This window comes from Maribacter algae, from assembly GCF_047345745.1.
In the GTDB taxonomy this organism is placed as follows: domain Bacteria; phylum Bacteroidota; class Bacteroidia; order Flavobacteriales; family Flavobacteriaceae; genus Maribacter.
On the sequence record NZ_JBLFES010000001.1, the window covers coordinates 1,106,431 to 1,131,974 of the forward strand.

Here is a 25,544-nt window from a genome sequence, read left to right on the forward strand (position 1 = left end):
TGTCTGAATATTTATTTCTGAGTGGAAAAAAAATGGATGCCATATTTATCGCATTTTGGGCACCAACGATACTAGGTTTTATGAATTATTTGAAATATAGGAAGTAGTGGAGTTCGTACTAATATACTCACTAGTTGTAGCAGTCATATTTGTAGTTTGGCTGTTCTTTGTATTTCGAATGTACAAGGAAATGGAAGATTAAAATGCGGCGAGTCTAGACGCTTTTTCGGTCATTTCAAAAACAGCACTGGGATTTTTTCGAATATAACTTTCTACGATACGTTGTGTTTCCAACGTGTTTTTTTGTTTAACAAGAAAACTTTCCAAATCGTTAGTGTGATTAAAATCAAAATCTTTTAAGATATATCCATAACCGCAATAGGTATTGGCCCGTACCATAACAAAGCCATCTTCCCTAATTGTACGGCCTTTTGTTTTTATTACATAATCCGTAGCATTGGATTGTAACGCTTCCATCGCTTTTAAAACACGATCATTATATTCTTCCAAATGTGAAATGTCCGAACATATACCAATACAGTCCTTTATTTTATAATGTGAACAAATGGCTGTATTTTCCTGTAAATGGCAATATTTTGGGCATAAGCCAAACTTCTCGCATAACTGTTCCAAAAAAGACCTGCATTCTGTTGGGCTGTACAAAACCGTCAGTGGATTGGGAGCCATTTTAAGTTTGTTGTAGGCAAGGTGCAGGACACCGTTTCTATCTTCATAACAAAAAATACCATACTGTTGGATGTTCCTTTTCTGCGCGCGATTATACTTTGGATAATGTTGTTTGATTTCACTTGATTCTAGAAGCAATGCGATCAATTCATTGCCAGTTTCCTCAAAGTCCAAAAAATGGGTCTCGGAACAAAGTTTTATTTCCTTATTTGATTTTTCATAAAAATGGCTCAACACTCTTTTCTTTATGTTAATGGCCTTTCCTACATAAATTATCTTTCCATTTTTATCCTTAAAATAATAAATGCCGGATGTATTCGGTAATTTTTGAAATTCGGATCTCGGTAAAGAAGGTGGCAGGGTGGCTTCTTGGGACCTAGCGTTCAATGACTTCTTAAATACGTCTGCAGCACCATGCACTCTCAATAGCTTGTGAAAAAGCAACACTGTTGCATGTGCGTCACCTCTTGCCCGATGTCTGTCCGTTAAAGGTATTCCAATCGCGGAACATAATTTTCCAAGGCTATAGGAGTGGTAACCTGGTAATAGTTTTCGGGACAAACGAACGGTACATAACTTTTTTCGGATAAAATCCAGTCCTATATCTTTTAACTCGTTCTTAATGACATTGTAGTCAAAATTTACGCTGTGCGCCACAAAAATACAGTCCTGTGTAATCTCTATAATTTTAGGGGCTATGTCTTCCAGTAAGGGGGCATTTCTAACCATGTCGTTATCTATGCCAGTGAGTCCGGTAATGAAAAACGGAATTTCACATTCGGGATTTACAAGGGAAGTAAATTCATCCACTATCTCATGACCATCATATTTAAAGATGGAAATTTCGGTAATTCTATTACCCTTAATACCGTTACCGGTCGTTTCGATATCTACGATGCAATACAATGAAGAGAAATCTGATATTAATTTCACTTAAAGGTATATCAATTTTTATAAGTATTGTTCTTTTCTACCCTCACGACAATAGATTTGCTGATGGGGGTATAACTTTTATCCGCAAAGTGGTTATGGGGAACCAAGACGTTCGTTTCCGGAAAATATGTAGCCAAGTTGCCTTTTGGAATGTTATAGGGTATGACCAAAAACTGATAGGCCCTTCTTTCCTTTCCATCATAATTGCTGATCAAATCTACTACTTGATGCTCCTGAAACCCTTGTTTTTTCATGTCCGATGCGTTCATAAAAACGACTCGCCTCTCATTATGAATACCGCGGTAACGATCATTGAGTCCATAAATAGTGGTATTGAATTGGTCATGGGAACGAACCGTCATCATTAAAAATCCGTCTTCGGGAATATCGTGTTCCGCCAATCTATTAACACTAAATTGTGCTTTTCCATTGGGAAGTTTGCTAAAATCCAGTTCACGCACGTTATTCGGCAAGTAATAACCTGAGCCTTTGGATTTCTCGCTCAGGGAATGAAAACCTTTTATGGTAGCGGCAAGTTTTTCTCGTATAAGTTCATAATCCGTTCCCATTTTTTTCCATGCTACAGGATGTTCATCATTAAAATAGGCATCGGCAATACCTGCTATGATTTCAGGCTCGCTTTTTAGGTTGCCCGATGTGGGTTGAAGTACTCCTTTGGTTCGGTGCACTTTTCCCATGCTGTTTTCAACCGTGAGATAGCGGTCCTTTCCGATGGTATGATCTTTCTCCGACCTTCCCAATGTAGGCAATATCAAAGCGGTTTTTCCTGTAATTAAATGGCTTCGGTTTAATTTGGTACTCACTTGAACGGAGAGATTACAGTTCTGCATTCCTTTCGCAGTATAATGGGTATCCGAAACGGCCGAAACAAAATTACCACCCAAGGCCATAAAGACCTTTATTTTTCCTTCATGCATCGCTTTTAGACCGTGAACGGTATCCAGACCTTCTTCGGAAGGAGGCGTAAACCCGAAAACATTTTTGATACTTTCGTTTAGTTCCTTTGAGACAAAATGCATGATACCAACGGTACGATCGCCTTGCACGTTACTATGGCCCCGAACGGGGCAAGTACCTGCACCTGCCTTTCCCAAACTGCCCTTGAGGAGAAGGAGATTTACACATTCTTTGATATTATCTACACCATTTTTATGTTGGGTCAAACCCATGGCCCAACATATAATAATCTTGTTCTTTTTGGAAAGTAAAGCAACAACTTCATCTACCTTTTTCTCCGGGACTCCACATCGGTTCAATAAATCGTTTTCCGAGTAATTGTCCAAATCCTTCAACATTTTAGGCAGTCCTTCGGTATATTTTTCGATAAAGGCATAGTCAAAAACGGTATTGTTTTCCACATCAAGAGCAGCAAGTTTTTTAAGGATGAGTTTTAACAATGCCACGTCCTGATTTATTTTGACCTGCAGGTAAATATCGGATAATGCAGTTCCCAAGGTCACTCCTTTTATTTGCTGCGGATTCTTAAAATGAACTAGTCCTATTTCCTCCAATGGGTTGATGGATACAATTTTACCACCGTTCTCTTTGCATTTTTGCAAGGCCGAAAGCATCCTTGGATGGTTGGTTCCAGGATTTTGACCCAAAATCATGACAACTTCCGCTTCGTAAAAATCTTCCAATTTTACAGAACCCTTACCGATTCCCAAAGTCTCCGAAAGAGCGACCCCACTACTTTCATGGCACATGTTGGAACAGTCCGGCATGTTATTGGTGCCCAAGGCCCTCGCAAAAAGACCGTATAAAAATGCCGCTTCATTGCTGGAACGCCCAGAAGTATAGAAAAGGCCCTCATTGGGATAATCCATGTTTTTTAGCTCCTTGGCGATTAATTGAAAGGCATCGTCCCAAGTTATAGGCTCATAATGTATACTTTCCGGCCGTAAAACCATAGGTTCGGTGAGACGGCCACTTTTTCCAATTTTAAAATCCGACCAAAGTGAGATTTCTTCCACACTGTGTTCCCGAAAAAAACGAGCATCCAATGTTAGATTCGTAGCTTCTTCCGCCAAGGCTTTTGCTCCGTTTTCACAATACTCTCCCAATTTTGATGGCTCGTCGGGGTCCGGCCATGCGCATCCTGGACAATCAAATCCGTCTTTTTGGTTCATCTGATTTAATCCTGCGAAGGATTTTGCAACACCCATTTCCCTAAAAGTATGCTCCAGAGCTACTTTTACTCCGGTAGCACCAGCAGCATGTCCGCTGGGTTTTTTTCTGGATAATCCAGAAAAATGAATGGCCCCGGTTACGGAGACATTTCTCTTTTTAAAATCTGACATAGCTGTTTTCTCTATTCCTTTTCAAGGTAAAGGAAAAAAGAATAACATAATAACTGTTTTTGATGCTTTTACTATTCAGCAAGTGTTTTTTATAACGGATTCGCCATTGGTTCTTTCTAATTAGGTTTTGGTCAGATTCTATTCTTATTTGGAAGTTGATTTCGTATAGTAAACAAAAAAACCACGCGAATTCGCGTTGTTCTTTTGTTTAAAAATGTGGAGCCGAAAAGACAAGAATTTAGCTCTGAAAAACCCTTATATAAAGGTTTTTCGAGGTTATGATTTTCATGCACACAGAACAGGGGCTTTGAAGAAAATTTAATTTTTTCGGATAAATTATCATGTAAATCAGTGAAAATAACACTACAGAAAACCAATTAGCATCCCATAATTAAGGACCAACAATTTTGATGGTCCTTATTGAATTTTAAAAATACTTAAAAGTTGAGTCTCCTAATCGTTCTATTGAGGCTGTGGAGTTGTCGTTACTTCAATATCGTTACTTGATCCGACAAGAGCTCCAACCGCGGCACCTATTGCAGCGCCAACACCTCCTCCAATGCTTCCTCCAATGAAGCCTCCAACAGCTGCGCCCGTAAGAATGGCCGCACCACTACCTGCTGGTAATGTTGCTGTCGCTGCTTGTGCAGCTTGTACATTGGGAGGTAATTCAGTTTCATTATCCACTTCCCTAACCAGACCAATACAAAGGTTAATGTAATCCAGATATAAGCCATTACGGTTACCATTAATTAGTGCCTTTGCTGAAGTATTTTGCAAGAACGTTAATGTTCTTTTAATATTAGCTCTTCCAGCTCTTGCACTTATTGTTTCTAAAGCGCACCGATGGAGATTGTCTGCTTCATCACTAGTAAGTAATTTGATATTCTTAAGCTTATCAAATGCCTCCCTAAGGTTTAATTCATGATTACGGTTAGATAGTTTTAATACTCTTGCGGTTTCTTTGCGGTATGCAAAAAGTAAATCGCTTAGACTACCCCCCACTAAACATCCGATTACTGCTCCGATTGACCCATCTGGGTTGTTACAATTTTTCATAATTCCTAAAATTTAAAGATTAATAATAGGACAAAACTACTTTGGGATTGAGCACAAAAAAATACCCATTCAAGGGTATATTTAAATGAAATTCAATGATTTAGCGTATATTCTAGAAATTATATTTGCTTTCTAAGGCGTATCTCAGGAGTTCTCCAGCGCCTTTAAGGTTAAGTTTACGAATCATATTTTTCCGATGTGTTTCTACGGTGGTCTTGCCAATAAATAAGTGGTTAGCAATTTCCTGATTTGTTTTGCCTAAAGCAACCAGTTTAAGAATTTCTTTTTGACGTCCGGTAAGGATGCCTTTAGAAGTATTGGACAAGGATTTTGGTGCTACCAGATTGGGATCAAAATAGGTTCCTCCGTTATAGACGGTCCGTATGGCACTTAACAGTTCTTTTAGGCTGGAATTCTTTAGGATATAGCCCTTGGCACCTGCGGCCAGCATTTGCTTAACGGCCCCGTCTTGTTCAAACATGGTAAAAGCAATCACCTTGGTATGAGGTTCCATTTGAAGTATCTCCTTGGTTGCCGAGATTCCGTCCTGTAGGGGCATACGTATATCTGTAATAACAACATTAGGACGTTTTAAACGTACTAATTCGCACAAGATTTTACCATTGTTGGCAAAACCTACAAATTCAATGTCCTCTTCATACTCTAAGAAAAGCTTGATACCATCAATAAGGGCGTTATGGTCTTCAGCTAAAGCCAATCGAATCATAAGGTGGGTATATCTATAATTATAGTTGTGCCTCTGGATACAATTGAATCAATAATCAATCGCCCGTTTATGTTTTCCACTCGCTTTCGAATGGAATACAGTCCCATCCCCTGAGCGAATTTTAATTTAGAACTGTCAAATCCAATACCATTGTCTTCTACCATAATGTTGATGTTGTCTTCATGATGCGTTAAGTGAATGGTGCTTTCCGTTGCTTTCGAATGTTTTATGACGTTTGTAATCAATTCTTGAATGATTCGAAATATGCCTATTTCAAGGGAATTTTCAAGACGTTCCTCCATGCCGTGGTCCTCTACATCAATCACTAATTGATTTACGATGGTTACCTTGGCGGCGAAATTTTTAATTGCAGGTAGTAACCCTACATTGGACTTTACGCCCGCATTTTTGGCGTGCGCCATACTACGCACTTTTCGGTAAGCTTCCTCAATTAGATTGTCTGTTTTATTAAGTAGTTCTTTTTCTTGATTTTCTATTCTTTCCTTTCTGATTTTAAAGTTTTGGAAATGGAGTTTTAGGGTGGCTAAGAGACTTCCTAAATTATCATGTAAATCATCGGCAATACGCTGGCGTTCTTTCTCTTGACCCTCAATCATGGCGTCTATACCATTAATTTCCTGATCTTTAAGTAGTTTTTCTACTTTTTGCTGCTCTATTTCTTTGGCGGACTCGGCAATTTTCTTTTTGGAAAGTTGGTTTTTATAGGCCAAATAACTAAGTAATAGCAGCAGTGTTAATATTGATAATCCAACAGTCAACCAAGTCTTGTTCTGCTTTAATTTCAGGTTTTCATTCTCTTTTTTTTCTACTTCATACTTGGTCTGTATATCAAGCATAGCCGTGTTTTGAGTTTCTTCGTTTACACTGTCTTTATAAGCCAAATGCAGTTTTAGATACTTTGCCTGATTCCCATAATCATTATTCTTTTCATAAGCATCGGCTAAACTTGCATACAAGGATTGCTTATTATTTTTTCTGTATTCTTTAATAGGCAGTGAGTCGGCCTTCAAATAATTATCGATTGCGCTGGCATAATCCCCTTGTTTTTTATAAACAGTAGCTTTATTGTTATAGATATAGGAAATATAATCTATAAGATTTTGCTTTTGGTATTCCTTGAGTGCTAAATCATAGTGGTATAAAGCAGAATCTAAATAAATCGTATGTTCCGCGAAAAGAACCCCGACGTTATGATGGATCTTTGCGCTCATCAAAGCGTCTGCGGTTTTCTGATTTTCAAGGACCGCTTTTTTAAAAAATGCTATAGTTTTTGTTGGTTCAGAATTGATGAAGCATTTTCCAATCAACATATAGGCCTTCGTTAGCAATACTGGACTATTCTGTTCTTTTGCGTAAGCCACGTATTCATTTAAATATGGGCCATAGTCCAACTCTGAAAATTCGGTCGCGCTCAAAAGTTGTACAATATATAAGTTAACTTCTGCGACCTGTTCCGAGCTATCTATTTGTTGGTATGCTTTTTTGGCCTTGAGATAATTAAGGAAACCCAAGTCATCCTGACTGTCCAATACAAGGCTTCTGCCAAATAATTTATAGTACCAAGCTTTTTGGCCAAGGTTTAAACTAGCACTATCTACCGTTTTTAATGTATTTAGTGCAAAGTTGATTTGTTTCGTTTCAATTAGACTATCTATGAGTTGCAATTTATCGTACTGAGAAAAACAAAAACTGGCAAGGATGAAAGCCGTAGTGAAACATGCTATATGTAAAGATTTAGATTTCAAACTACATATCTACCATTACACTTTCACCTGATCTTTTAGGGCCGTGGTAGACAACCCAGCCATCGCACTTGCGATCATCAAATTCCCATCCTTCTAAATACCCTGCCTTTGCAACATAGTTTCGAGTACATTCTACAATACCGGAATCTGGGTTTTCACACAACTTATCATCGTGAATTACGATTAGACGCAATTTTCTTCCTTTCTTAAAATCAAGCTCTTCTTTTTTTATGGTGAGTTCAAAGGGAAAATAATCTTGGACCCATTCATTTCTTAAGCTAGAGCTATATTTTCTGCATTTAATAATCAAAAGGTAAGCGTTAAAACCATTACTGCTTATATTGATTTGATTGCATATTTGTGGGGATACCCTTTCTTGTTTTTCATCTTTCGTAGCATATGGCAATAAGATTGCTCCTTTTACAGTGGCATAACCTTTTGTATTAACATTTAGATGCCCAATGACATCATATACTTTTTTACATTTCATTTTTTTGTTTTTAGTTGATTAGCACTTATTGTTTATATAATAATGACAAAAATAAATACTGTGGTAAGCGAATAATATCCCCATTCATGGGTATGTTCAAGGTAACACACGATAGTGCGGAGAAATTTTTTGAGTTGTTCGAGGGAATAAGTGTTAGTAAATTAATCATTATTTTACACAAGTGACAGCTATTTCAGAAAATTCATCGATTTTTAATCCGCCCATTGGTTTTATTATTTTTCTAACTTCAATGTTTTCCACACCCATTTTTATACTTTAATTATTACTACTATGAAGTGATGATCATTCATATGAATATGTTGAGTTTTCACACTGTTCCATGACTACTTAAGTGTTGTATATTATTTTTTTTGAAAAATAAATTTAATTAATAGAAGGGACTGGTTTGTTGTCCTACTTTTCGAGGCACATTAATAGTTAAGTTTTGAATACCGGTTGTTTTTATTTTTAAAATAAAATATATGAAGTTCGCTTTGTTTTCGACTCCGGGAAGAATTAAACAATCAATCCTTATCTGATTTTTATTTTACGAAAATCATTGTACAAAGATTGTCTAGTAAAACAATACTAATTAATTTCCTTAGTTAAGAATGAATTACAAAATTTTGATTCTATTTAATTTATAACAAAAGCGTTTGGGAAGTTTTGATATAAATCATAAGAGTTGTAGGAAACCTTTTGCACATTTAAAACATTTTTTAATTAGATGATTGATTGGTCGTATGTTATTTGGTAAGCATATTTTTGATGGTAAATGCTCACTAATTAGGTCATCCAAAATATAATATCAAAACGATTCATTTAATACCATAAAAAATAAAAACCCCTAACAATCAAAAAATTAAGGGATTTGTGAATAGTTTTAGTACTATTCTAGTGAAGCCGGAGGATTGCATATCCCAAATGACTCCCTTTCTGCAAATACAACTGTTAAGGCTTTAAAAAGCTTTGATGTCTAAAAACAAAAATCCCAGACAAGCGAACTTGATGGGATTTAGATATTTTTATCCGCAACACAGTTGTGAGTGATGTGGAGCCGGAGGGATTCGAACCCTCGTCCAAACAAGCAACGCCAGTGCTTTCTACATGCTTAGTCCTTACTTGGTTTTCGATGCACGACCGACCAAAGACCGCCTATCGTACACTTAGCTTCTTAAAGTTTTAGTGTCGTTACTAAAGCGAGCAACAACCTTATGTTGACTTTTCTGGTGCTCCTAAACGGGTCGCCATCAACAAGGGCTACCCAGGAACATCTCGCTTCCCTACCTAGTAGGGACGAGGCAAATCCTACTATAATTCAGATTATGCGGCAAGAGCGTAATTATTATCGCCAATTAAAAGTGTGAAGTATGATATTAACGAGCTGTACCCCAGCGCTCGGCATGCTTACAATGCCATTGGTCTCGCTGTCAAAACCAGTCGGCCCCATCAATGAGATAGGTAAGCTATGCTTACCGTAATCGAATTGAACCCTGAGCGTAGCCGAAGGGTCTACACTACAAAGTTGAATTCTCCCATGATTTTTTTCAAAGAACTATTTTGGGCGTTACCCTTTTGCAAAAGGGTCGGGCTTTCCGCTTCTACTCCTCACGGCCAAAAAGGCCGCTGCGGGGTAACCGCTGCAATCCCTGACGCGGTCGGCAAAGATACCCCAAAAAGTATTCCAAAAAAAGTTTTGACATGGCTCTGTCATCCGTTAAATTTGAAACAGGCTGTAAGTGTAAAGTTAAATTCTAACAAAAGATATCTGATTTCAAAACACTTTGCATGAAGCAAGTTTCTAACAGTCCAAAAATCAAACAATCGAATAATCCATTTTTATGAAGTTCGGAATCATCAAGGAACGGAAAAACCCACCGGATAGGCGAGTGGTACTGTCACCGGAAGCCTGTCAAAAAGTCCTTTCAAACCATACGCATGCAGAAATCATTGTAGAACCATCTCCTATTAGAACTTTTTCGGATAAGGATTATCAAAATGCCGGTATAAAAGTAGCCGACGAGATGGAAGCTTGTGATGTCCTTTTAGGTGTAAAAGAAGTTCCTATTGAGGCATTGATCCCCAATAAAAAGTACTTTTTCTTTTCCCACACCATTAAAAAACAACCATATAACAGAAAATTGCTTCAATCTATTTTAAATAAGAATATTGAACTCTACGATCATGAGGTCATCACCAATCAAAAAGAACAACGTTTGGTAGCTTTTGGCAGATATGCCGGGATAGTTGGAGCTTACAATGGTTTTAGGACATACGGACTTAAATTTGGTCTTTTTGAATTGCCCAAAGCAGAAAATTTGGAAGACCAACAAGCTTTGATATCGGAATTGAAGAAGATACATCTTCCGAACATAAAAGTATTGCTTACCGGTAGGGGAAGGGTAGGCAACGGCTCCCGAGAAATGCTGGACGGTATGGGTATGCGGAGGATAAACGTAAAGGAATATTTGGAAACGGAATTCAACGAACCTGTGTATTGCCAAATAGATGCATCGGAATACAACAAACGCAAAGATGGGGTTCGGGGAAATAAGCCTGACTTTTTTGCGAATCCGCAGGAATATAAATCCAATTTCTTTCGTTTTGCCAAAGTGACCGATTTTTATATTGCCGGACATTTCTATGGAGACGGTGCTCCCTATTTATATACTAGGGAAGATGCCAAACATCCTGATTTTAAGATCAAAGTGGTGGCAGACGTAAGCTGTGATATAGACGGTCCGGTAGCGTCTACTATTCGTCCATCCACCATTGCAGCACCTATTTACGGGTATGATCCACGAACAGAAGCTGAAACCGATTTTAAAAACCCGAACGCTATAGCGGTGATGGCCGTAGATAACCTACCCTGCGAATTGCCAAAAGACGCCAGTATTGGTTTTGGCGAGGCTTTTGTAAAAAATGTAATCCCAGCATTTTTTGATGGTGATAAAAACGGTGTCTTGGAACGTGCCCGTATGACAATGAACGGCAAACTCACCGAGCGCTACGGATACCTTCAGGATTATTTGGATGGTACTGATCAATAAATCATTATTTCAGTTAGAGTTCACTCGCAAGTACAGCAAACAGGTATAGTATTGCAATAGGTATATTAACAAGCATAAATAAAGTGGCTTTCATAAGGCTACTTTTATTGGGTATTCCAGAGATGACCAAACACACGCAACACAAAAAGTAGATTATATTAAGAACAATTACAACTAGTATAGTTTTTGCTATAAAATCTATAGTATTGAATTCAAATTCATACAAAATATGGGATGCCGTTAAGTGACCACCAATTAAAGTGAATAAAAGTGTTAGGGTAACCGCGACTTTGCTCAACTGTATTGATGTGTTTTCCGTTAAATTCATTTTATGGGATTAAAAAGGGTCATCGATTTCTCAATGACCCGTGATTACGCTTACGTTTAGGATTGGTTCCAATCTATTTTACGCGAAGCATACATGACCATGGCCAAAATGGCGAACAGTCCTATACTTCCCACTAGAAGTGCATAGCTTTCCAGTTGTATGATAACAAAAATAAAAGAGTACAAAGCGGTAAGGGAACCGAATATAAGCAATATAAATTTTCTATGTTTTAAAATGCTCTTTGAGTATAGGGTAATTAATCCTACAACCGCCGCACTGGCAATTACATACGCTTTGAGAAAATTTTGGTGCTCCGATATGGATATTAACAAAGTGTAAAACATGAGCAAAGCAATACCGATCATTAAATATTGAAAGGAATGTATGTTTATTTTACTAATGGTCTGTATTAGGAAAAAGACAAGAAACGTTAGTGCAATGACTAAATATCCGTATTTGGCGGAACGTTCGCTTTTTTGGTACTCGTCAACCGGAACCAATAGTTCGGTACCAAAGGAAAACTCTTTTAAATCTGGCAATATATTAAAAAAAGATTGCTCAAATTGCCTGTTAATCTGCAAGACTTTCCAATTGGCTACAAACCCGTCTTCGGTAACACTTTTTTCGGCATCTTCTTCAGGTAGAAAATTTCCTGTAAAACTAGGGTCTTTCCAGTTACTGCTCATGTGGAGTTCCGTGTTTTTGCCAACGGGAACAAACCTGATTTTGGAACTACCGTTTATGGTGATGGCAGTATTGAACCCTATGGGTCCTAGTTTTGGTAAGGCACCTTCGGACAAAAACGGACTTTCCAATTCATGCATTGAAACATAATTTGGCCCATAAGATTGATTTTGTTGTTGCCTATATCGAGGTAAAAAGGAAATTTTAGAATCCCCAAGTTGCATCTCTATCTGGTTCTTAATTCCTTTAAGATTGGAACTTTTAATAATTATGGAAGCTTTTTCCCAAACCACATCTTCAGGTAGAATATCTTTCTGTCCAAAATCAGGAATGTCAAAATTACCTTTAAAGACCATTTCACTCGAAAAAACAGATGTTTCATATATTCCTCTTTCTTTTTTAATGGCGTCCACATTGGCATCTATGATTAAATTGTTTGGTAAGAAATAAGCGTAATTCATATGGGTTTTTCGTTCCACAATACTTTTCTTGGTTTCCGAATCTATCTTGGTGGATTCGCTGTAAGTCTTGTACGGTACTTTCAAGATAGGTCCCATTAGCAATACTTCCGTTCCCCATAGGTTTCCCACTTCAAAAACGACATCCTGTTGCCTTTCCGAGCGCTCCCTTATCAATTCCTTGATATAGATCAATGGAATAAGAAGTACTAAAATGAGAAAACCTATCATCAGCATCCTTGCCGTAATACTGGTCCGTATCCAATTACCAAATCCTTTGTTTTTTTTGATTGTTTCCATAATTATAATTTAAAAGTACTTTGCATTTCAAAGTTAATGAGTAAAAAAATTTATGTTTATTGTTTTATTAAATTTTCAAGTGCTTCAATATGTTTATTAAAAGCTTTTTTTCCTTCTTTGGTAATACCGTATTTGGTATTTGGTTTTCGTCCTATAAATGTTTTTTCAACCGCTATATATTTTGCCTTTTCCAGTGTTTTGGTATGGCTTGCCAGATTTCCGTCGGTCACGTCCAAAAGTTCTTTCAATCTAGTAAAATCTACTTTATCGTTAACCATTAAAATGGACATGATGCCGAGCCGTATGCGGTGATCAAATAGTTTGTTGATGTTGTCAATCAATCCCATTTTATGATTTTTCCTCTTTTAAATAGATCAAACTACCATATATAATATGAAAAAATCCAAACCCTATGATCCAAAACCAAAAACCAAACCCTGGGAAAGCAGCACATATAAGACCTAATATTAATTCCGCATACCCCAAATACTGTATGTTGCTCAACGTGTACTTAGAAGCATTTATCAGGGCCAGACCGTAGAAAATTAACATTAAAGAGCCTGTTAAACCATAGTGTTGGCTGCTAAGTTTGATTAAAATATAAATACCGCCTGCGGCCAAAGGAACTAAAAAGCTGGTCAACAAGCGCTTAGTGGTATTGTCCCATATTTTTTCGTCATTCTTTTTCGCTTTTTTGGCCGTTAAAAGATATGCGGTCGTTACACTTAAAATAACGACACCCATTAAGATGGCGATGATAATTTTAAAATTCCAGCTATGTAGCGTGATATATTCTCCTGGTTCCGGCAATAGAAATAAATAGGTAATCGCCGCCCCGGTCAGGGCATAGATACCGGCCATGATACCGGATAGCCCGCTTAAGGATATAAAACGGGAAGAACGACTCATTAAATCTTTAATGCTGGAGAGGTCGTCTAGATATTTTTTTGATTCCATTTAAAAGTACTTTGAAATTCAAAGTTAAATATTAATTTTGAATTATTCATCTATAATTTTATTAAACCGATGAACTGCATTAATTTTGGATAAGATATGAAACCAGCTGAGGAGTATATTCTAAAACAACCTGAACCTTTTAGGGACATATTGATGCACGTAAAAACCGTGATCGAAGCCGTGATTCCTGAAGTGGTGCTAAAATATAAATGGAATATTCCCTGCTTTTATTGTGATACGTCTCCCATCTGCTATCTAAATGTTTCTGTTAAGAAGGGTTATGTAGATATGGGTTTTTGGAATTCGGCCCATTTGACCAAACACTTGGACAAAATGGTGTCTGAAAAACGAAAAGTAGTCCGCTCGTTAAGATACTGTTCCCTTGAAGAAATAGATGACGAGATTTTGATCGAGATATTAAGGGATGCATATGCAGTTAGAAAGAAGGGTTTTTACAAAAAAGGCGATATCAATTAAAGATTGTTCACTACCTCGCGTATTGTAACCAAATCGGTCAATAATTTTTTAAGCAAACTTAAATCCAACATATTGGCACCATCACTCTTGGCATTTTTTGGGTCAAAATGAGTTTCGATAAATAAACCATCTACCCCTGCGGCGATTCCAGCTCTTGCCATTGTGCCGATCAACGCCGGTCTACCCCCGGTTACCCCAGAAGATTGGTTGGGTTGTTGCAATGAATGCGTAACATCCAATACTACCGGAGCATACTGTTTCATAGTAGGGATTCCGCGAAAATCTACCACCATATCCTGATAACCGAACATGGTTCCCCGATCGGTAATAATAGCTTGCTCGTTTCCGGATTCGGTTACCTTTGTTACCGCATGTTTCATACTTTCTGGGGACATAAACTGTCCCTTTTTGATATTTACCGTTTTTCCGGTATTTGCTGCAGCAATGACCAAATCTGTTTGGCGGGCCAGAAAAGCTGGGATTTGCAGCACATCCACGTATTCGGCGGCCATGACGGCATCCTGCTCTGTATGAATATCCGTAACTGTTGGAACTTTAAAAGTTTCCGATACTTTTCGTAATATCTTCAATGCTTTTTCGTCGCCGATACCCGTAAAAGAATCCAACCTGCTCCTATTGGCCTTTTTAAAACTCCCTTTAAAAATATACGGAATACCCAAACTATCCGTTATGGTAATAATGTGTTCCGCGATGCGCAGGGCCATATCTTCCCCTTCAATGGCGCAGGGGCCGGAGAGGAGAAAAAAAGAATTGGTGTCTGTATGTTTTATTTGTGGAATACGACTTAGTTTCATATTGGTTTTAATTTCTGTAAAGATAGGATTTCTGACCTACTATCCTGCTTTGTAAAAGACCGATGTAAAACCCAAATCTGAACATGACTGTACGACAAAGAATTCTCTTCTTGGCGCTATTGGCCCTATCGTTATCCTTGAATGCTCAATTTGGAAAGAACTGTGAGGTAAGACAATTTAAAATCAATTTGTTACAACCCGGTTTGGAATATGAAATGGCATTGGGAGTAAACACCACTATAGATATAAGAGCTGAATTTCAATGGGGTCTAAATCCCTTCAATACAAATATTTATGAAGATATTCAGTTAATGCCCGCGGCAGTAGGACAATACAGATATTATTATAATTTTGAAAAACGCCAACGTAAAAGAAGACAGATTTACGGAAACTCAGCAAATTATATAGCACCCACCATTGCTACCTTCTTGCCGGATGCTCTAGCTCTGGATGATGAACCCTCACAGGGCGTATTTGGTTACGCAGGCATGGTTACGGGCTTACAACGTAGTTACAATTCGGGATTCAATTTTTCCTTGGATGTCGGAGCAGCATATTATTTAGGGTCTTTTGAAGGTGGAATTTATCCTGTAGCGAATTTGAGCATTGGTTGGATTTTTAGTGAAAAGCGTTGGTGTGTAGGGAAATAAATTTCTTAAAGTTTGTTTAAATAAGGTAGTCGGTTAAAAATATCAGTTTAGTTTAGGAATCTCAACCGATTACAACATGAAACCTAGACTTTCCTTCCTCCTAATTATTTCGTTATTCCTTTTTCTTACCGCGCAATCCCAAGAGACCTATGAGAAAGGTTGGGGAATTGTCAATCTAGAGCGGCATCAGGTTAAATTTGGTACAGGGTTCAATTACGAATTAGGACTATTTAAAAATGTTACTATCGGAACTGGATTTGGGCCTTCATTGGTTTCTTATTCCGAGGGTTATACAACAGGTCTTGCCTGGCATACCCAATTAAAATATTACACCAACCTGAATAGTAGAAAAATCAAAGGAAAAAATATTTCAGGTAATTCAGGGGATTATATAGCTGCACAGCGAAGCGTGTTTTGGGGACCCTTACAGCTTTCTACAGATCTTAGACCTCCAAAGGATTTTGCCGTAGCTTTTTATGGGATGGTATATGGGGTACAACGCACCAATAAAAAAGGCTTTCAAACAAATGTGGAAATGGGTGGAGGCATCATTCGTGGTGACGGTGCTCCCAATGGATATGGAGGCCTTCTCAGTGTTTCGTTCGGATGGTTGGCCACTAAGCCAAAAAATAAAAAGCCGAAAATAAAATGGCAAAATTAGTTTTGGTCTAAAGTTTGATGCTGTTTGAATTCAATTCAACAAAATCAAACCATTAGAATGAGAAAAGTTATCCTATTATCAGTTTTTCTGTCTACAATCACTTTAAAAGCACAAGCCACTAAAAATGTAGAATCAAATTTATTCAAAGTTAATGTTCTTGCTCCTGGAATTTCCTACGAATTAGGTGTTGCAAAAAATATGAGTCTTAATTTTGAGGCAGCAATTATCCCAATCGCTGAAAGTGAATTTAATGAAATTGATTTTGAATTATTTCCTGTTTTGAGTGGTGAATTAAGATATTTTACCAACTTTTCTAGGAGAATCGCTAGAGGGAAAAATATAACTGGAAACAGTGGGAATTATATTTCATTTCTGAATCAAGCATTTATTACTGCACCTATTCTAGGAAACATTGAATATGACGAGCCCGTGGCTTATTTGGGAGGTATTCTGTATGGTATTCAGAGAGCTTATAACAAAAACTTCTATTTTGGAGTATCCTTAGGTCCTGCCTTTTTTACAACTGATAATGAACCAACAGGAACGTTATATTTAGACGCCCGTATTGGTTGGATTATTAACTAAAAACAAATTAATTCCAATACTTTAAAAATGAGTAGAATTGTCATTATCGCATTTTTTTTATCAGTTATAAGTGCAAGAGCACAATCAGTTAATAACGTAGAAGATCACCAAGTACAAATCGGTCTCCCTATGCCGGCAATTTTGTATGAGAAAGGAGTAGGTAAAAATTCTACTTTGAGTATAGAAGCTGTGGCTGGTCTTTGGATAAGAGATTGTACCAGATGTAATACAGAGTTTGGTGTGTATCCTATTTTACGAGGACAGTATAGATATTATTACAATATGAAAAGGAGATTGGACAAAAAGAAAAATATCTCCGGAAATTCTGGCAACTATGTGGGAGGACTCATCTTGTATCAAGATGGAAATGCACTTTTGGGCAGTTTGAATACCGTTTCTACCGTAGCCGTTGGACCGGTCTATGGGATACAAAGAACTTACAAAAAAGGATTCTTTTATCGTCTCGAGACTGGTTTGGCCTATTTTGAAGATGATTCGTTCATTGATAACAATGGAATAACCCTGGTCCTAGCAGCAAGGATCGGTTGGACATTAGGCCACAAAAAGAAATAGTACTTGTATTCTCAAATCCCCTCAAAATCAATAAGATAAAAATAACAAGACTTTAGATTATTGACAGAAAAATAGCAGTATCTTTGCACGCTTAAAATAGCAGGGGTACTGCTATCAATTTTTAGAATTATGTCCAACACAAAGAATATTGCTATTATTGCGCACGTAGACCACGGTAAGACTACCTTGGTAGATAAGATTATGTATCACTGTAGCCTTTTTCGTGAAAACGAAAATACGGGCGACCTTATCTTAGATAACAATGATTTAGAGCGCGAACGGGGAATCACCATTACTTCCAAGAATGTTTCGGTAGTATACAAGGATACCAAAATCAATATTATAGACACTCCAGGTCACGCGGATTTTGGTGGCGAAGTAGAGCGTGTTTTAAATATGGCAGATGGTGTGCTGTTGTTGGTAGATGCTTTCGAAGGTCCTATGCCGCAAACACGTTTTGTTTTACAAAAAGCGATTGACTTAGGTCTAAAACCATGTGTGGTCATCAATAAAGTGGATAAGGAAAACTGTACCCCGGAGGAAGTGCATGAAAAAGTATTTGACCTCATGTTTGAACTGGGTGCCGAAGAATGGCAGTTGGATTTCCCAACGGTTTACGGTTCTGCCAAAAACAACTGGATGAGTGAGGATTGGAAAAACGAAACGGATTCCATTGAACCGCTTTTGGATATGGTCATTGAGCATATCCCCACTTTTGAACCCACAGAAGGAAATACGCAAATGTTGATAACCTCTTTGGATTTTTCCTCTTTTACAGGACGAATCGCTATTGGTAGATTAACACGTGGAACTCTAAAGGAAGGCCAACAGATTTCTTTGGTAAAGCGAGATGGAAGCATTGTAAAATCCAAAATAAAGGAATTGTTCACTTTTGAAGGGCTGGGGCGTAAGAAAGTCGAGGAAGTAGTGACCGGTGATATTTGCGCACTTGTAGGTGTTGAAGGTTTTGAAATAGGAGATACCGTTGCGGATATTGAAACTCCGGAAGGCTTAAAAACAATAGCGATAGACGAACCTACCATGAGCATGTTGTTTACTATTAACGATAGTCCTTTCTTTGGTCAAGACGGTAAATTTGTGACTTCCCGTCATATTAAAGAGCGTTTGGAGCGTGAGCTGGAAAAGAATTTGGCCTTGCGCGTTCAGGAAACGGATAGTGCCGATAAGTTTTTGGTATTTGGTCGTGGCGTGTTGCACCTTTCCGTTTTGATCGAAACCATGCGTAGGGAAGGATACGAGATACAAATTGGTCAACCTCAGGTCATCATCAAGGAAATTGATGGTCAGAAATGTGAACCTATAGAACATTTAACGATTGATCTGCCCGAGGAAGTTTCCGGCAAAGCGGTAGAGATGGTTTCCATCCGAAAAGGGGAAATGACCAGTATGGAAGCCAAGGGTGACCGTATGTTGTGTGAATTTCAAATTCCATCAAGGGGAATTATCGGATTAAGAAATCAACTGTTGACCGCAACTGCGGGCGAGGCTATCATGGCACACCGCTTTTTGGAATACCAGCCTATGAAAGGAGATATTCCGCAGAGACAGAACGGTTCTTTGGTCTCTATGGAAAAAGGAAAAGCAATTCCGTATTCTATTGATAAATTACAGGATAGGGGCAAGTTTTTTGTAGATCCAGGTGAGGATATTTATGAAGGTCAGGTCATCGGTGAAAATTCACGTGGAGATGATATGGTCATCAATATCACAAAAACCAAAAAATTATCCAATGTACGTTCAGCAGGAGCCGATGATAAAGCTAAAATTGTTCCGGCCATTAAGTTTTCTTTAGAGGAAGCCTTGGAATACATTCAGAAGGATGAATATGTTGAGGTTACGCCAAAATTTTTAAGATTGCGTAAAATCTTCTTGACAGAGAACGAAAGAAAACGAAACAAAATAGATTAATCCCAAAGCCCTGAAACTTTCAGGGTTTTTTTATGAAATGATTTTGGGAGGAAGGCGACTATCATAAATAGCAACAAAACAAACAAAAACATGAACACATATATCAAATTTTTCGGGGCGGTTCTATTCTTAATGATTATATCCTGTAAAGAGGAACCTAAATCAATGAAGAACGAACCAAAAATGAACGAAAAAGTATTGGAGAGTAATGCCCTTGTTCCGGTCTCATGGATAAAAAGTAGAGTTGAAAAAGCTCAAAATAGATTGAACCAAACCGATGCCGGCAAAGTGGTATGGAATGCAATGGAGGCTCATGGTGGTCTGGAGAAATGGTATATGAACGGACCTTTGTCCTTTCGGTTCAATTATCAACCATTGGATGGTAGTACGCAACGTGATAGCTATCAAACCATAGATACTTGGAGCAATAGGGCCAAGCACACTAGTGCAACGGATGATAGCTCACATTATGGTTGGACCGGGGATACTTCTTGGGTAAAGGCCAAGGACAGTACAACTTTTGCCTACGATACTAGATTTTGGGCATTGACCCCTTTTTATTTTTTGGCACAGCCTTTCGTCTTGGATGGTGAAGGGGTACATCTGGAACTTTTGCCCAATAAAACCTATAAAGAGAAGGAACAGAATGTGGTCAAGGTCACTTTTGCAGACGGTACGGGTGATGCACCAGATGATTACTATGTGTTATATTTTACAAAAGATTCAAATCGGTTGAGTGCTATCCGGTACATTGTTTCATATCCTGGATATTTTAAAAAAGGAGAACACTTACCTGAAAAATTTATGGAAGTTATAGGGGAAAAAGAAGTAGCCGGAATTCTTTTCCCAACAGCATATAAAACGCATTGGTTGTCCAAGGACGAAACTCCAGGGGAATACATCACTAAAATTGAAGTTAGTGACATCCACTTTGAAGAAAATTTAGATGATGGTTTCTTCGAAGTCCCGGAGGGAGCTAAAATTATAGAAGGTCTATAAATGCTATACTTTAGGTGCTTTGTGCATAGTTGCTGCTGCGGCACCAATGATTCCGGCTTGGTTTTTTAGTTCTGCGGGGATAACTTTGGTCTCGATCGTAATATAATCCTTGAACTCGTCAAAATCCTTTGAAGCGCCTCCACCGAGAATAATGAGGTCCGGCGCAATGATCAAATCTACATAACGAAGAAATTTGTTAAAGCGTTTGCCCCATTCCTTATAGGAAAGATCTTCTCTTTCCTTTGCCGAGCCAGCTGCCCAAAGTTCAATCTTCTTATAGTTCTTGTAAGGTATTTGGCCCAATTCAAAATTAGGAATGAGTCTACCGTCCAGAAAAGCACCACTACCCAAACCTGTTCCAATGGTTATCATGACCACTAAACCTTTTTCACCTTTACCAATACCATAGGTCATTGTGGCATAGCCTGCAGCGTCTGCATCGTTTATTACGGTGAAATCCAATCCGGTTTTCTGTTCTAAAAGTGCTTCAACGTCAACGCCCAACCAACTTGGGTCCAGGTTTCCAGGAGATTTGCATACCCCCTTTTTAATAACCGTAGGGAACCCACAGCCAACTTTTCCTTTGTAATCAAAATGAGTTATGATTTCACTGACCACATTGGTCATGTCCTCGGGAGTTCTATCTTTTGGCGTTCTAATACGATGACGTTCGGTCAGCATTTCACCAGTTTCTACATTTACGATAGCTCCTTTAATGCCTGAGCCACCTATATCTATTCCAAGGACTTCCATAGCGGTTTTTTATAATTGGCACAAAGAAACAAAAAGAATCTTCGCTTTAAAAATTAAAAAAGAGGGACATAGATGGTTTCTAAATCAATCTAAATAAAACACTACTGAAGTCGTTTTAACTTGGTTATATGCCGTTTTATTTCTTCGTTTTCCTTTGTAGAAGTAAAATACACTTGAAACAATTGCCCCTTGAATTTATTCTGGGTAAGGTCAAAATTCTTTTTGGCTTCATCTGATATTGAATGTAAAATAAATGCATCTGAATCATCAACTCCAAATAGGAAAGTATTGTTCTCATAACCTCTGAAGGTGGCCGTAAGTTGTGAATTATCCTGCAAAATAGCAGTATTTACTATTGAAGTCAGAAAAAATATAGAAAGAAGGAAAATCTTCATAAGTCTAGTTTTTTAAATTATGGTGTACTTTAATCCTTTACTATAACTTTTGTCCCTGTTTTTTATTGTTGAAATAGGGTTATACCGCTTTTTGGACCACTTCAAATACGCGATTGGCATCGCACTTAATAGTTTTGGAAGGATATTTTAGAATAAGCGCATAATCATGGGTAGCCATCAAAATAGTTCGTCCGGATGTATTAATTTCCTGTAAAACTTTCATGACCTCTACGCTAGTCTGTGGATCAAGATTCCCGGTAGGTTCGTCGGCCAGGATAAGCTCTGGGTCGTTCAATAGGGCCCGTGCAATAGCTACGCGTTGTTGTTCGCCCCCGGAAAGCTCATGGGGAAATTTAAATCCTTTGGTTTTCATACCTACTTTTTCAAGCACCTCTTGAGCTTTGGCATCCATTTTTGTCTTGTCGTTCCACCCAGTGGCCTTTAAAACAAAAAGAAGGTTTTGATTGATGTTTCGGTCCGGTAACAATTTAAAATCCTGAAAAACAATGCCCAGTTTTCTTCTTAGGAAAGGAATATCTTTTTCCTTCAAGGTTTTGAGGTTAAAATTGACTATTTTACCAGTCCCCTTTTTTAAGGGCAAATCCCCGTATAGAGTTTTCATGAAACTACTTTTTCCACTACCGGTTTTACCTATGAGGTACACAAACTCCCCTTTTGCGACCTGAATGTTCACCTCGTTCAGAATTAGGCTATCTTTTTGAAAAATAGCGGCTTCCTTCAACTCTAAAATAGTCTCCTCCATATTACTGATTGTTGATATAAAAGTAATAAGTTCCGCAGTATAATCGCTAGCCGTTTTTCAAAATCTTTTTCTTTGTGTAAATCCTGTACATACTTAGGAACGATATTTGCCGTTATCCTTTGTAACACTCGGTAATTGTTAATAGTTAGAGAACACTATGCATAAAAAAATCACCGCTTTTATTCCGTTCGTCTTCGGATTGATTTGTTTTGTACAATCCCAGGAATCCAAAATTTACACGCACGAAAAGAAAGATTTTCAAGATGCCTTGACCCTATATAATAATGAGCAGTACCAAGCTGCACAGACCTTATTTGAAAAAGTAAAGGCAAATACCAAGGATGAAGAAACTGCTGCCAATAGTACCTATTATGTTGCCAATGCAGCGGTACGTCTAAACCAATCCGGTGCGGACAGGCTTATGGAGGATTTTGTTGAAGAATACCCTACCTCTACCAAGAGGAACGCTGCTTTTTCCGATGTGGCACAATACTATTTTGAGACAGGGAAGTATCCTTATGCCCTAAAATGGTACAATAAAGTGGACCAAAGCGCTTTGTCAAGCGGCGAGATGGATAAATTCAATTTTCAGTACGGATATGCACTTTTTTCTTCCCGAAAAACGAAAGAGGCCGAAAGATACTTGGAAAAGGTAACCAATTCCCCTGTTTATGGTTCACAGGCCAAATATTATTTGGGATATATTTCATATCAGGAAGATGATTATGAAACGGCGAACGAGCGCTTTGACCAAATCACTGATCAAGAAGTGCTGGAAGAAAAGTTAAGCTACTATCAAGCCGATATGAATTTTAAACTGGGCAAGTTTGAAGAAGCTATCGCTTTGGCTAAAAAGCAATTACCAAAATCGGATAGAAAAGAAGTATCCGAGCTGAACAAAATTATAGGGGAAAGCTACTTCAATCTAGAACAATATAATAATGCCATTCCATACCTGTCCGAGTACAAGGGAAAAAGGGGAAAATGGAACAATACGGACTATTATCAGTTGGGTTATGCGCATTATCAGCAGAAAGATTATGCCAATGCCATACAGCAGTTCAATAAAATTATTGGCGGTACCAATAGCGTTTCCCAAAACGCATATTATCATTTAGCGGAATGCTACTTAAAACTGGATAAAAAACAGGAAGCCCTGAATGCATTTAGAAATGCCTCCCAAATGGAGTTTAGTCCGGAAATTCAAAAAGACGCCTTTTTGAACTATGCCAGATTAAGTTATGAAATAGGTAATGCGTATGAACCCGTTCCACAAGTGATTACCAGTTATTTGGAGACGTATCCCAATGATGAAAATCAAGAAGAGATGCAAACCTTATTGGTAGATTCTTTTATTACTTCAAAGAATTTTCAAGGGGCCATGGAACTTTTGGAAAAAAATAAGAACTATGCTAGCAAGGAAACCTATCAAAAAGTAGCGTATTATAGAGGGATAGAGCTTTTTTTAGCTGGAGATTATAACGCAGCTTCCGATATTTTGGACAAGTCCCTAAAAAGTGCGGTCAATGGAATTTTTGAAGCGAGGGCAGCCTATTGGAAGGCTGAAGCCGATTATCTCCTGAATCGTTTTAATGACGCGGTAACAGGATTTTTAGCCGTTAAGAAAAATGCAAATGCTAGGACCATGGAAGAGTATAACGATATGGATTACAGCTTGGCCTATGCCTATTTTAAGCAAAAGGATTATGGTAATGCCATCACCTATTTTAATGCATTTACCGAAAATACCGGGGCAGCCGTTGAAAAATTAAACGATGGATATCTGAGATTAGGGGATAGCTATTTCGCCACAAGTAAATACTGGCCCGCTATAGAAACTTACAATAAGGCCTTGTCTCTCACAGGTCCGGAAAAGGATTACGCAGCATACCAAAAGGCGATGAGCTATGGTTTTGTGGACAGAAGCTCCAAAAAAATAGACCATTTGGAGGATTTTGTTTCGCAATACCCAGGCTCCAGTTTCAAGGATGATGCCTTATTTGAACTTGGTAATTCCTACATAACGGCAGGCCAGGAAACCAAAGGATTGGAATCTTACGACCGTTTGATAAGTCAGTTTAAAGGGAGTTCATTAGTGCCACAGGCCCTTATGCGCCAAGGTCTGGTACACTATAATGGCAATAGAAATGAGGCCGCTCTGGCCAAATTCAAGAACGTAGTGCGTGATTATCCAAAAACACAACAAGCCATTCAGGCAGTGGCTACCGCAAAGCTGGTGTACGTGGATATGGGCAAAGTGAACGAATATGCTACTTGGGTAGAGGATTTGGATTTTGTGGAGGTAACGGACACGGAGTTGGACAATGCCAGTTTTGAATCGGCCCAAAAACAAAATCTTGAGGGTAATAAAGAGGCTGCTATCCGAGGGTACAAAAATTATATATCGCAATTTCCCAATGGGCTACATGCCGTAAATGCCAATTTTAGTTTGGCACAGTTATATTTTGGAAAAGGGGAGAAAGAAACGGCACTTCCTTACTATAAATACGTGGCGGACAGAAGTTCAAGTGAATATGCGGAACAGGCACTGACCAGGGTTTGTGAGGTGTATATCGGGAAACAACAGTATGATGCCGCACTACCGTATTTATTGAAATTGGAGGATCAGGCCAATATACAGCAAAACCGGACATTCGCCCAGTCCAATCTGATGAAGGGCTATTATGAACAGAAGAATTATACCAAGACCTTGGAATATGCGGATAAGGTCTTGGCAACATCAAGCATAGATAATAGGATTAAAAGTGATGCACAAATAATGATAGCACGTTCCGCAATTGCTTCCGGTGATGAAACGAAAGCGGAAAACGCTTATGAAAAAGTTTTGAAAATTGCATCTGGAGCTACCGCCGCCGAAGCTTTGTACTATAACGCTTATTTTAAGAACAAGAATAACGATTATGAATCTTCCAATACTGCGGTTCAAAAATTGGCCAAAGATTATGCTACCTACAAAGAATGGGGCGGAAAAGGGCTGGTACTCATGGCCAAGAATTTTTATGCCTTGAATGATGCATATCAGGCTACTTATATTTTGGAGAGTGTCATTTCCAATTTTAGTCAATACCCTGAAATTGTGGCAGACGCCAAAGGAGAATTGGCCATCATCAAAGCAAAGGAAGCTGAAAGTAATTCATCCGTAAATCCAGATCAGAACTAATGT

Annotated in this window: 23 protein-coding genes and 1 other RNA gene; 9 read left to right on the forward strand and 15 right to left on the reverse strand. The window is 38.2% G+C overall.

The genetic code is table 11. From position 1 onward, the window contains the following. Positions 1-198: 198 nt before the first annotated feature. From ACKWBX_RS04860 to ACKWBX_RS04895, 8 genes are all read right to left on the reverse strand, one after another. Positions 199-1,620: an exonuclease domain-containing protein gene (locus ACKWBX_RS04860; RefSeq protein WP_413967524.1), complete on the reverse strand. Its 1,422-nt coding sequence runs from the start codon at positions 1,618-1,620 to the stop codon at positions 199-201. An 11-nt stretch (positions 1,621-1,631) separates the two neighbouring features. Then, on the reverse strand, positions 1,632-3,941 hold the full coding sequence (locus ACKWBX_RS04865) for an FdhF/YdeP family oxidoreductase (protein WP_413967525.1): 2,310 nt from the start codon (positions 3,939-3,941) through the stop codon (positions 1,632-1,634). A gap of 462 nt (positions 3,942-4,403) precedes the next feature. Then, a complete protein-coding gene (locus ACKWBX_RS04870) occupies positions 4,404-5,000 on the reverse strand; it encodes a hypothetical protein (protein ID WP_413967526.1) in 597 nt (198 codons plus the stop codon). A 112-nt stretch (positions 5,001-5,112) separates the two neighbouring features. Further along, complete coding sequence (locus tag ACKWBX_RS04875) at positions 5,113-5,727, reverse strand: response regulator (RefSeq protein ID WP_413967527.1); 615 nt, start codon at positions 5,725-5,727, stop codon at positions 5,113-5,115. Next, the gene (locus ACKWBX_RS04880) at positions 5,724-7,493 is read right to left on the reverse strand and encodes a tetratricopeptide repeat-containing sensor histidine kinase (protein ID WP_413967528.1); all 1,770 of its coding nucleotides are present in this window, start codon (positions 7,491-7,493) and stop codon (positions 5,724-5,726) included. Before ACKWBX_RS04880 ends, ACKWBX_RS04875 begins: the two co-directional genes overlap by 4 nt. A gap of 1 nt (position 7,494) precedes the next feature. Continuing rightward, positions 7,495-7,983, reverse strand: coding sequence for a hypothetical protein (locus ACKWBX_RS04885; protein ID WP_413967529.1), 489 nt, complete (start codon positions 7,981-7,983; stop codon positions 7,495-7,497). A 1,049-nt stretch (positions 7,984-9,032) separates the two neighbouring features. Continuing rightward, positions 9,033-9,431, reverse strand: a transfer-messenger RNA (tmRNA) gene (gene ssrA, locus ACKWBX_RS04890). A gap of 119 nt (positions 9,432-9,550) precedes the next feature. Continuing rightward, positions 9,551-9,697: a hypothetical protein gene (locus tag ACKWBX_RS04895; RefSeq protein ID WP_413967530.1), complete on the reverse strand. Its 147-nt coding sequence runs from the start codon at positions 9,695-9,697 to the stop codon at positions 9,551-9,553. A gap of 127 nt (positions 9,698-9,824) precedes the next feature. Between ACKWBX_RS04895 and ACKWBX_RS04900 the strand changes: the two genes are divergently transcribed. Further along, positions 9,825-11,033: an NAD(P)-dependent oxidoreductase gene (locus ACKWBX_RS04900; RefSeq protein WP_413967531.1), complete on the forward strand. Its 1,209-nt coding sequence runs from the start codon at positions 9,825-9,827 to the stop codon at positions 11,031-11,033. A gap of 384 nt (positions 11,034-11,417) precedes the next feature. On the opposite strand, the gene creD is transcribed toward ACKWBX_RS04900, so the two are convergent. From creD to ACKWBX_RS04915, 3 genes are read right to left on the reverse strand one after another with little or no spacing between them, the layout of a single operon-like run. Then, the gene (gene creD / locus ACKWBX_RS04905) at positions 11,418-12,803 is read right to left on the reverse strand and encodes a cell envelope integrity protein CreD (RefSeq protein WP_413967532.1); all 1,386 of its coding nucleotides are present in this window, start codon (positions 12,801-12,803) and stop codon (positions 11,418-11,420) included. A gap of 56 nt (positions 12,804-12,859) precedes the next feature. After that, positions 12,860-13,150, reverse strand: a complete 291-nt coding sequence (locus ACKWBX_RS04910) for a winged helix-turn-helix domain-containing protein (RefSeq protein WP_413967533.1) — start codon at positions 13,148-13,150, stop codon at positions 12,860-12,862. 1 nt (position 13,151) lies between these two features. Continuing rightward, positions 13,152-13,760 (reverse strand): hypothetical protein, encoded by a 609-nt coding sequence (locus tag ACKWBX_RS04915; protein WP_413967534.1) that lies wholly within the window; start codon positions 13,758-13,760, stop codon positions 13,152-13,154. Between the two features lie 96 nt (positions 13,761-13,856). Between ACKWBX_RS04915 and ACKWBX_RS04920 the strand changes: the two genes are divergently transcribed. Next, complete coding sequence (locus ACKWBX_RS04920; RefSeq protein WP_413967535.1) at positions 13,857-14,237, forward strand: DUF1801 domain-containing protein; 381 nt, start codon at positions 13,857-13,859, stop codon at positions 14,235-14,237. On the opposite strand, the gene kdsA is transcribed toward ACKWBX_RS04920, so the two are convergent. Next, entirely contained in the window at positions 14,234-15,052 is an 819-nt protein-coding gene (kdsA, locus tag ACKWBX_RS04925) for a 3-deoxy-8-phosphooctulonate synthase (RefSeq protein WP_413967536.1), read from the reverse strand. The genes ACKWBX_RS04920 and kdsA overlap by 4 nt on opposite strands. An 83-nt stretch (positions 15,053-15,135) precedes the next feature. On the opposite strand from kdsA, the gene ACKWBX_RS04930 reads away from it, so the two are divergent. The 6 genes from ACKWBX_RS04930 to ACKWBX_RS04955 all read left to right on the forward strand — a co-directional run bounded on the left by ACKWBX_RS04930 (position 15,136) and on the right by ACKWBX_RS04955 (position 20,449). Further along, a complete protein-coding gene (locus ACKWBX_RS04930; RefSeq protein ID WP_413967537.1) occupies positions 15,136-15,702 on the forward strand; it encodes a hypothetical protein in 567 nt (188 codons plus the stop codon). Between the two features lie 76 nt (positions 15,703-15,778). Next, the gene (locus tag ACKWBX_RS04935; RefSeq protein ID WP_413967538.1) at positions 15,779-16,363 is read left to right on the forward strand and encodes a hypothetical protein; all 585 of its coding nucleotides are present in this window, start codon (positions 15,779-15,781) and stop codon (positions 16,361-16,363) included. A gap of 57 nt (positions 16,364-16,420) precedes the next feature. After that, positions 16,421-16,948, forward strand: coding sequence for a DUF3575 domain-containing protein (locus tag ACKWBX_RS04940; RefSeq protein WP_413967539.1), 528 nt, complete (start codon positions 16,421-16,423; stop codon positions 16,946-16,948). A gap of 27 nt (positions 16,949-16,975) precedes the next feature. Then, positions 16,976-17,521 carry a hypothetical protein gene (locus ACKWBX_RS04945; RefSeq protein WP_413967540.1) on the forward strand — a complete coding sequence of 182 codons (546 nt, stop codon included), beginning with the start codon at positions 16,976-16,978 and terminating at the stop codon, positions 17,519-17,521. A gap of 129 nt (positions 17,522-17,650) precedes the next feature. Then, entirely contained in the window at positions 17,651-19,450 is a 1,800-nt protein-coding gene (gene typA, locus ACKWBX_RS04950; RefSeq protein WP_413967541.1) for a translational GTPase TypA, read from the forward strand. Between the two features lie 90 nt (positions 19,451-19,540). Then, positions 19,541-20,449 (forward strand): hypothetical protein, encoded by a 909-nt coding sequence (locus ACKWBX_RS04955; protein WP_413967542.1) that lies wholly within the window; start codon positions 19,541-19,543, stop codon positions 20,447-20,449. A 3-nt stretch (positions 20,450-20,452) separates the two neighbouring features. Here ACKWBX_RS04955 and ppgK read toward each other — a convergent pair whose 3' ends face one another. The 3 genes from ppgK to ACKWBX_RS04970 form a co-directional block, all read right to left on the reverse strand. Continuing rightward, positions 20,453-21,202 carry a polyphosphate--glucose phosphotransferase gene (gene ppgK / locus ACKWBX_RS04960; protein ID WP_413967543.1) on the reverse strand — a complete coding sequence of 250 codons (750 nt, stop codon included), beginning with the start codon at positions 21,200-21,202 and terminating at the stop codon, positions 20,453-20,455. A gap of 101 nt (positions 21,203-21,303) precedes the next feature. Next, on the reverse strand, positions 21,304-21,597 hold the full coding sequence (locus ACKWBX_RS04965) for a hypothetical protein (protein ID WP_413967544.1): 294 nt from the start codon (positions 21,595-21,597) through the stop codon (positions 21,304-21,306). Positions 21,598-21,676: 79 nt separating this feature from the next. Further along, the gene (locus ACKWBX_RS04970; RefSeq protein ID WP_413967545.1) at positions 21,677-22,360 is read right to left on the reverse strand and encodes a cell division ATP-binding protein FtsE; all 684 of its coding nucleotides are present in this window, start codon (positions 22,358-22,360) and stop codon (positions 21,677-21,679) included. A 157-nt stretch (positions 22,361-22,517) separates the two neighbouring features. On the opposite strand from ACKWBX_RS04970, the gene ACKWBX_RS04975 reads away from it, so the two are divergent. Next, complete coding sequence (locus tag ACKWBX_RS04975) at positions 22,518-25,541, forward strand: tetratricopeptide repeat protein (protein WP_413967546.1); 3,024 nt, start codon at positions 22,518-22,520, stop codon at positions 25,539-25,541. The last annotated feature ends 3 nt before the right edge of the window (positions 25,542-25,544 follow it).

Bases quoted from the DNA above. Each gene is read 5' to 3' on its own strand.
- ACKWBX_RS04955 (WP_413967542.1), top strand. From the start codon at position 19,541: ATGAACACATATATCAAATTTTTCGGGGCGGTTCTATTCTTAATGATT.
- ACKWBX_RS04970 (WP_413967545.1), bottom strand. From the start codon at position 22,360: ATGGAGGAGACTATTTTAGAGTTGAAGGAAGCCGCTATTTTTCAAAAA.
- ACKWBX_RS04865 (WP_413967525.1), bottom strand. From the start codon at position 3,941: ATGTCAGATTTTAAAAAGAGAAATGTCTCCGTAACCGGGGCCATTCAT.
- typA (WP_413967541.1), top strand. From the start codon at position 17,651: ATGTCCAACACAAAGAATATTGCTATTATTGCGCACGTAGACCACGGT.
- ACKWBX_RS04920 (WP_413967535.1), top strand. From the start codon at position 13,857: ATGAAACCAGCTGAGGAGTATATTCTAAAACAACCTGAACCTTTTAGG.
- ACKWBX_RS04930 (WP_413967537.1), top strand. From the start codon at position 15,136: ATGACTGTACGACAAAGAATTCTCTTCTTGGCGCTATTGGCCCTATCG.
- ppgK (WP_413967543.1), bottom strand. From the start codon at position 21,202: ATGGAAGTCCTTGGAATAGATATAGGTGGCTCAGGCATTAAAGGAGCT.
- ACKWBX_RS04975 (WP_413967546.1), top strand. From the start codon at position 22,518: ATGCATAAAAAAATCACCGCTTTTATTCCGTTCGTCTTCGGATTGATT.
- creD (WP_413967532.1), bottom strand. From the start codon at position 12,803: ATGGAAACAATCAAAAAAAACAAAGGATTTGGTAATTGGATACGGACC.
- ACKWBX_RS04870 (WP_413967526.1), bottom strand. From the start codon at position 5,000: ATGAAAAATTGTAACAACCCAGATGGGTCAATCGGAGCAGTAATCGGA.
- ACKWBX_RS04910 (WP_413967533.1), bottom strand. From the start codon at position 13,150: ATGGGATTGATTGACAACATCAACAAACTATTTGATCACCGCATACGG.
- ACKWBX_RS04945 (WP_413967540.1), top strand. From the start codon at position 16,976: ATGAGTAGAATTGTCATTATCGCATTTTTTTTATCAGTTATAAGTGCA.
- ACKWBX_RS04885 (WP_413967529.1), bottom strand. From the start codon at position 7,983: ATGAAATGTAAAAAAGTATATGATGTCATTGGGCATCTAAATGTTAAT.
- ACKWBX_RS04900 (WP_413967531.1), top strand. From the start codon at position 9,825: ATGAAGTTCGGAATCATCAAGGAACGGAAAAACCCACCGGATAGGCGA.
- kdsA (WP_413967536.1), bottom strand. From the start codon at position 15,052: ATGAAACTAAGTCGTATTCCACAAATAAAACATACAGACACCAATTCT.
- ACKWBX_RS04875 (WP_413967527.1), bottom strand. From the start codon at position 5,727: ATGATTCGATTGGCTTTAGCTGAAGACCATAACGCCCTTATTGATGGT.
- ACKWBX_RS04965 (WP_413967544.1), bottom strand. From the start codon at position 21,597: ATGAAGATTTTCCTTCTTTCTATATTTTTTCTGACTTCAATAGTAAAT.
- ACKWBX_RS04935 (WP_413967538.1), top strand. From the start codon at position 15,779: ATGAAACCTAGACTTTCCTTCCTCCTAATTATTTCGTTATTCCTTTTT.
- ACKWBX_RS04915 (WP_413967534.1), bottom strand. From the start codon at position 13,760: ATGGAATCAAAAAAATATCTAGACGACCTCTCCAGCATTAAAGATTTA.
- ACKWBX_RS04895 (WP_413967530.1), bottom strand. From the start codon at position 9,697: ATGACAGAGCCATGTCAAAACTTTTTTTGGAATACTTTTTGGGGTATC.
- ACKWBX_RS04940 (WP_413967539.1), top strand. From the start codon at position 16,421: ATGAGAAAAGTTATCCTATTATCAGTTTTTCTGTCTACAATCACTTTA.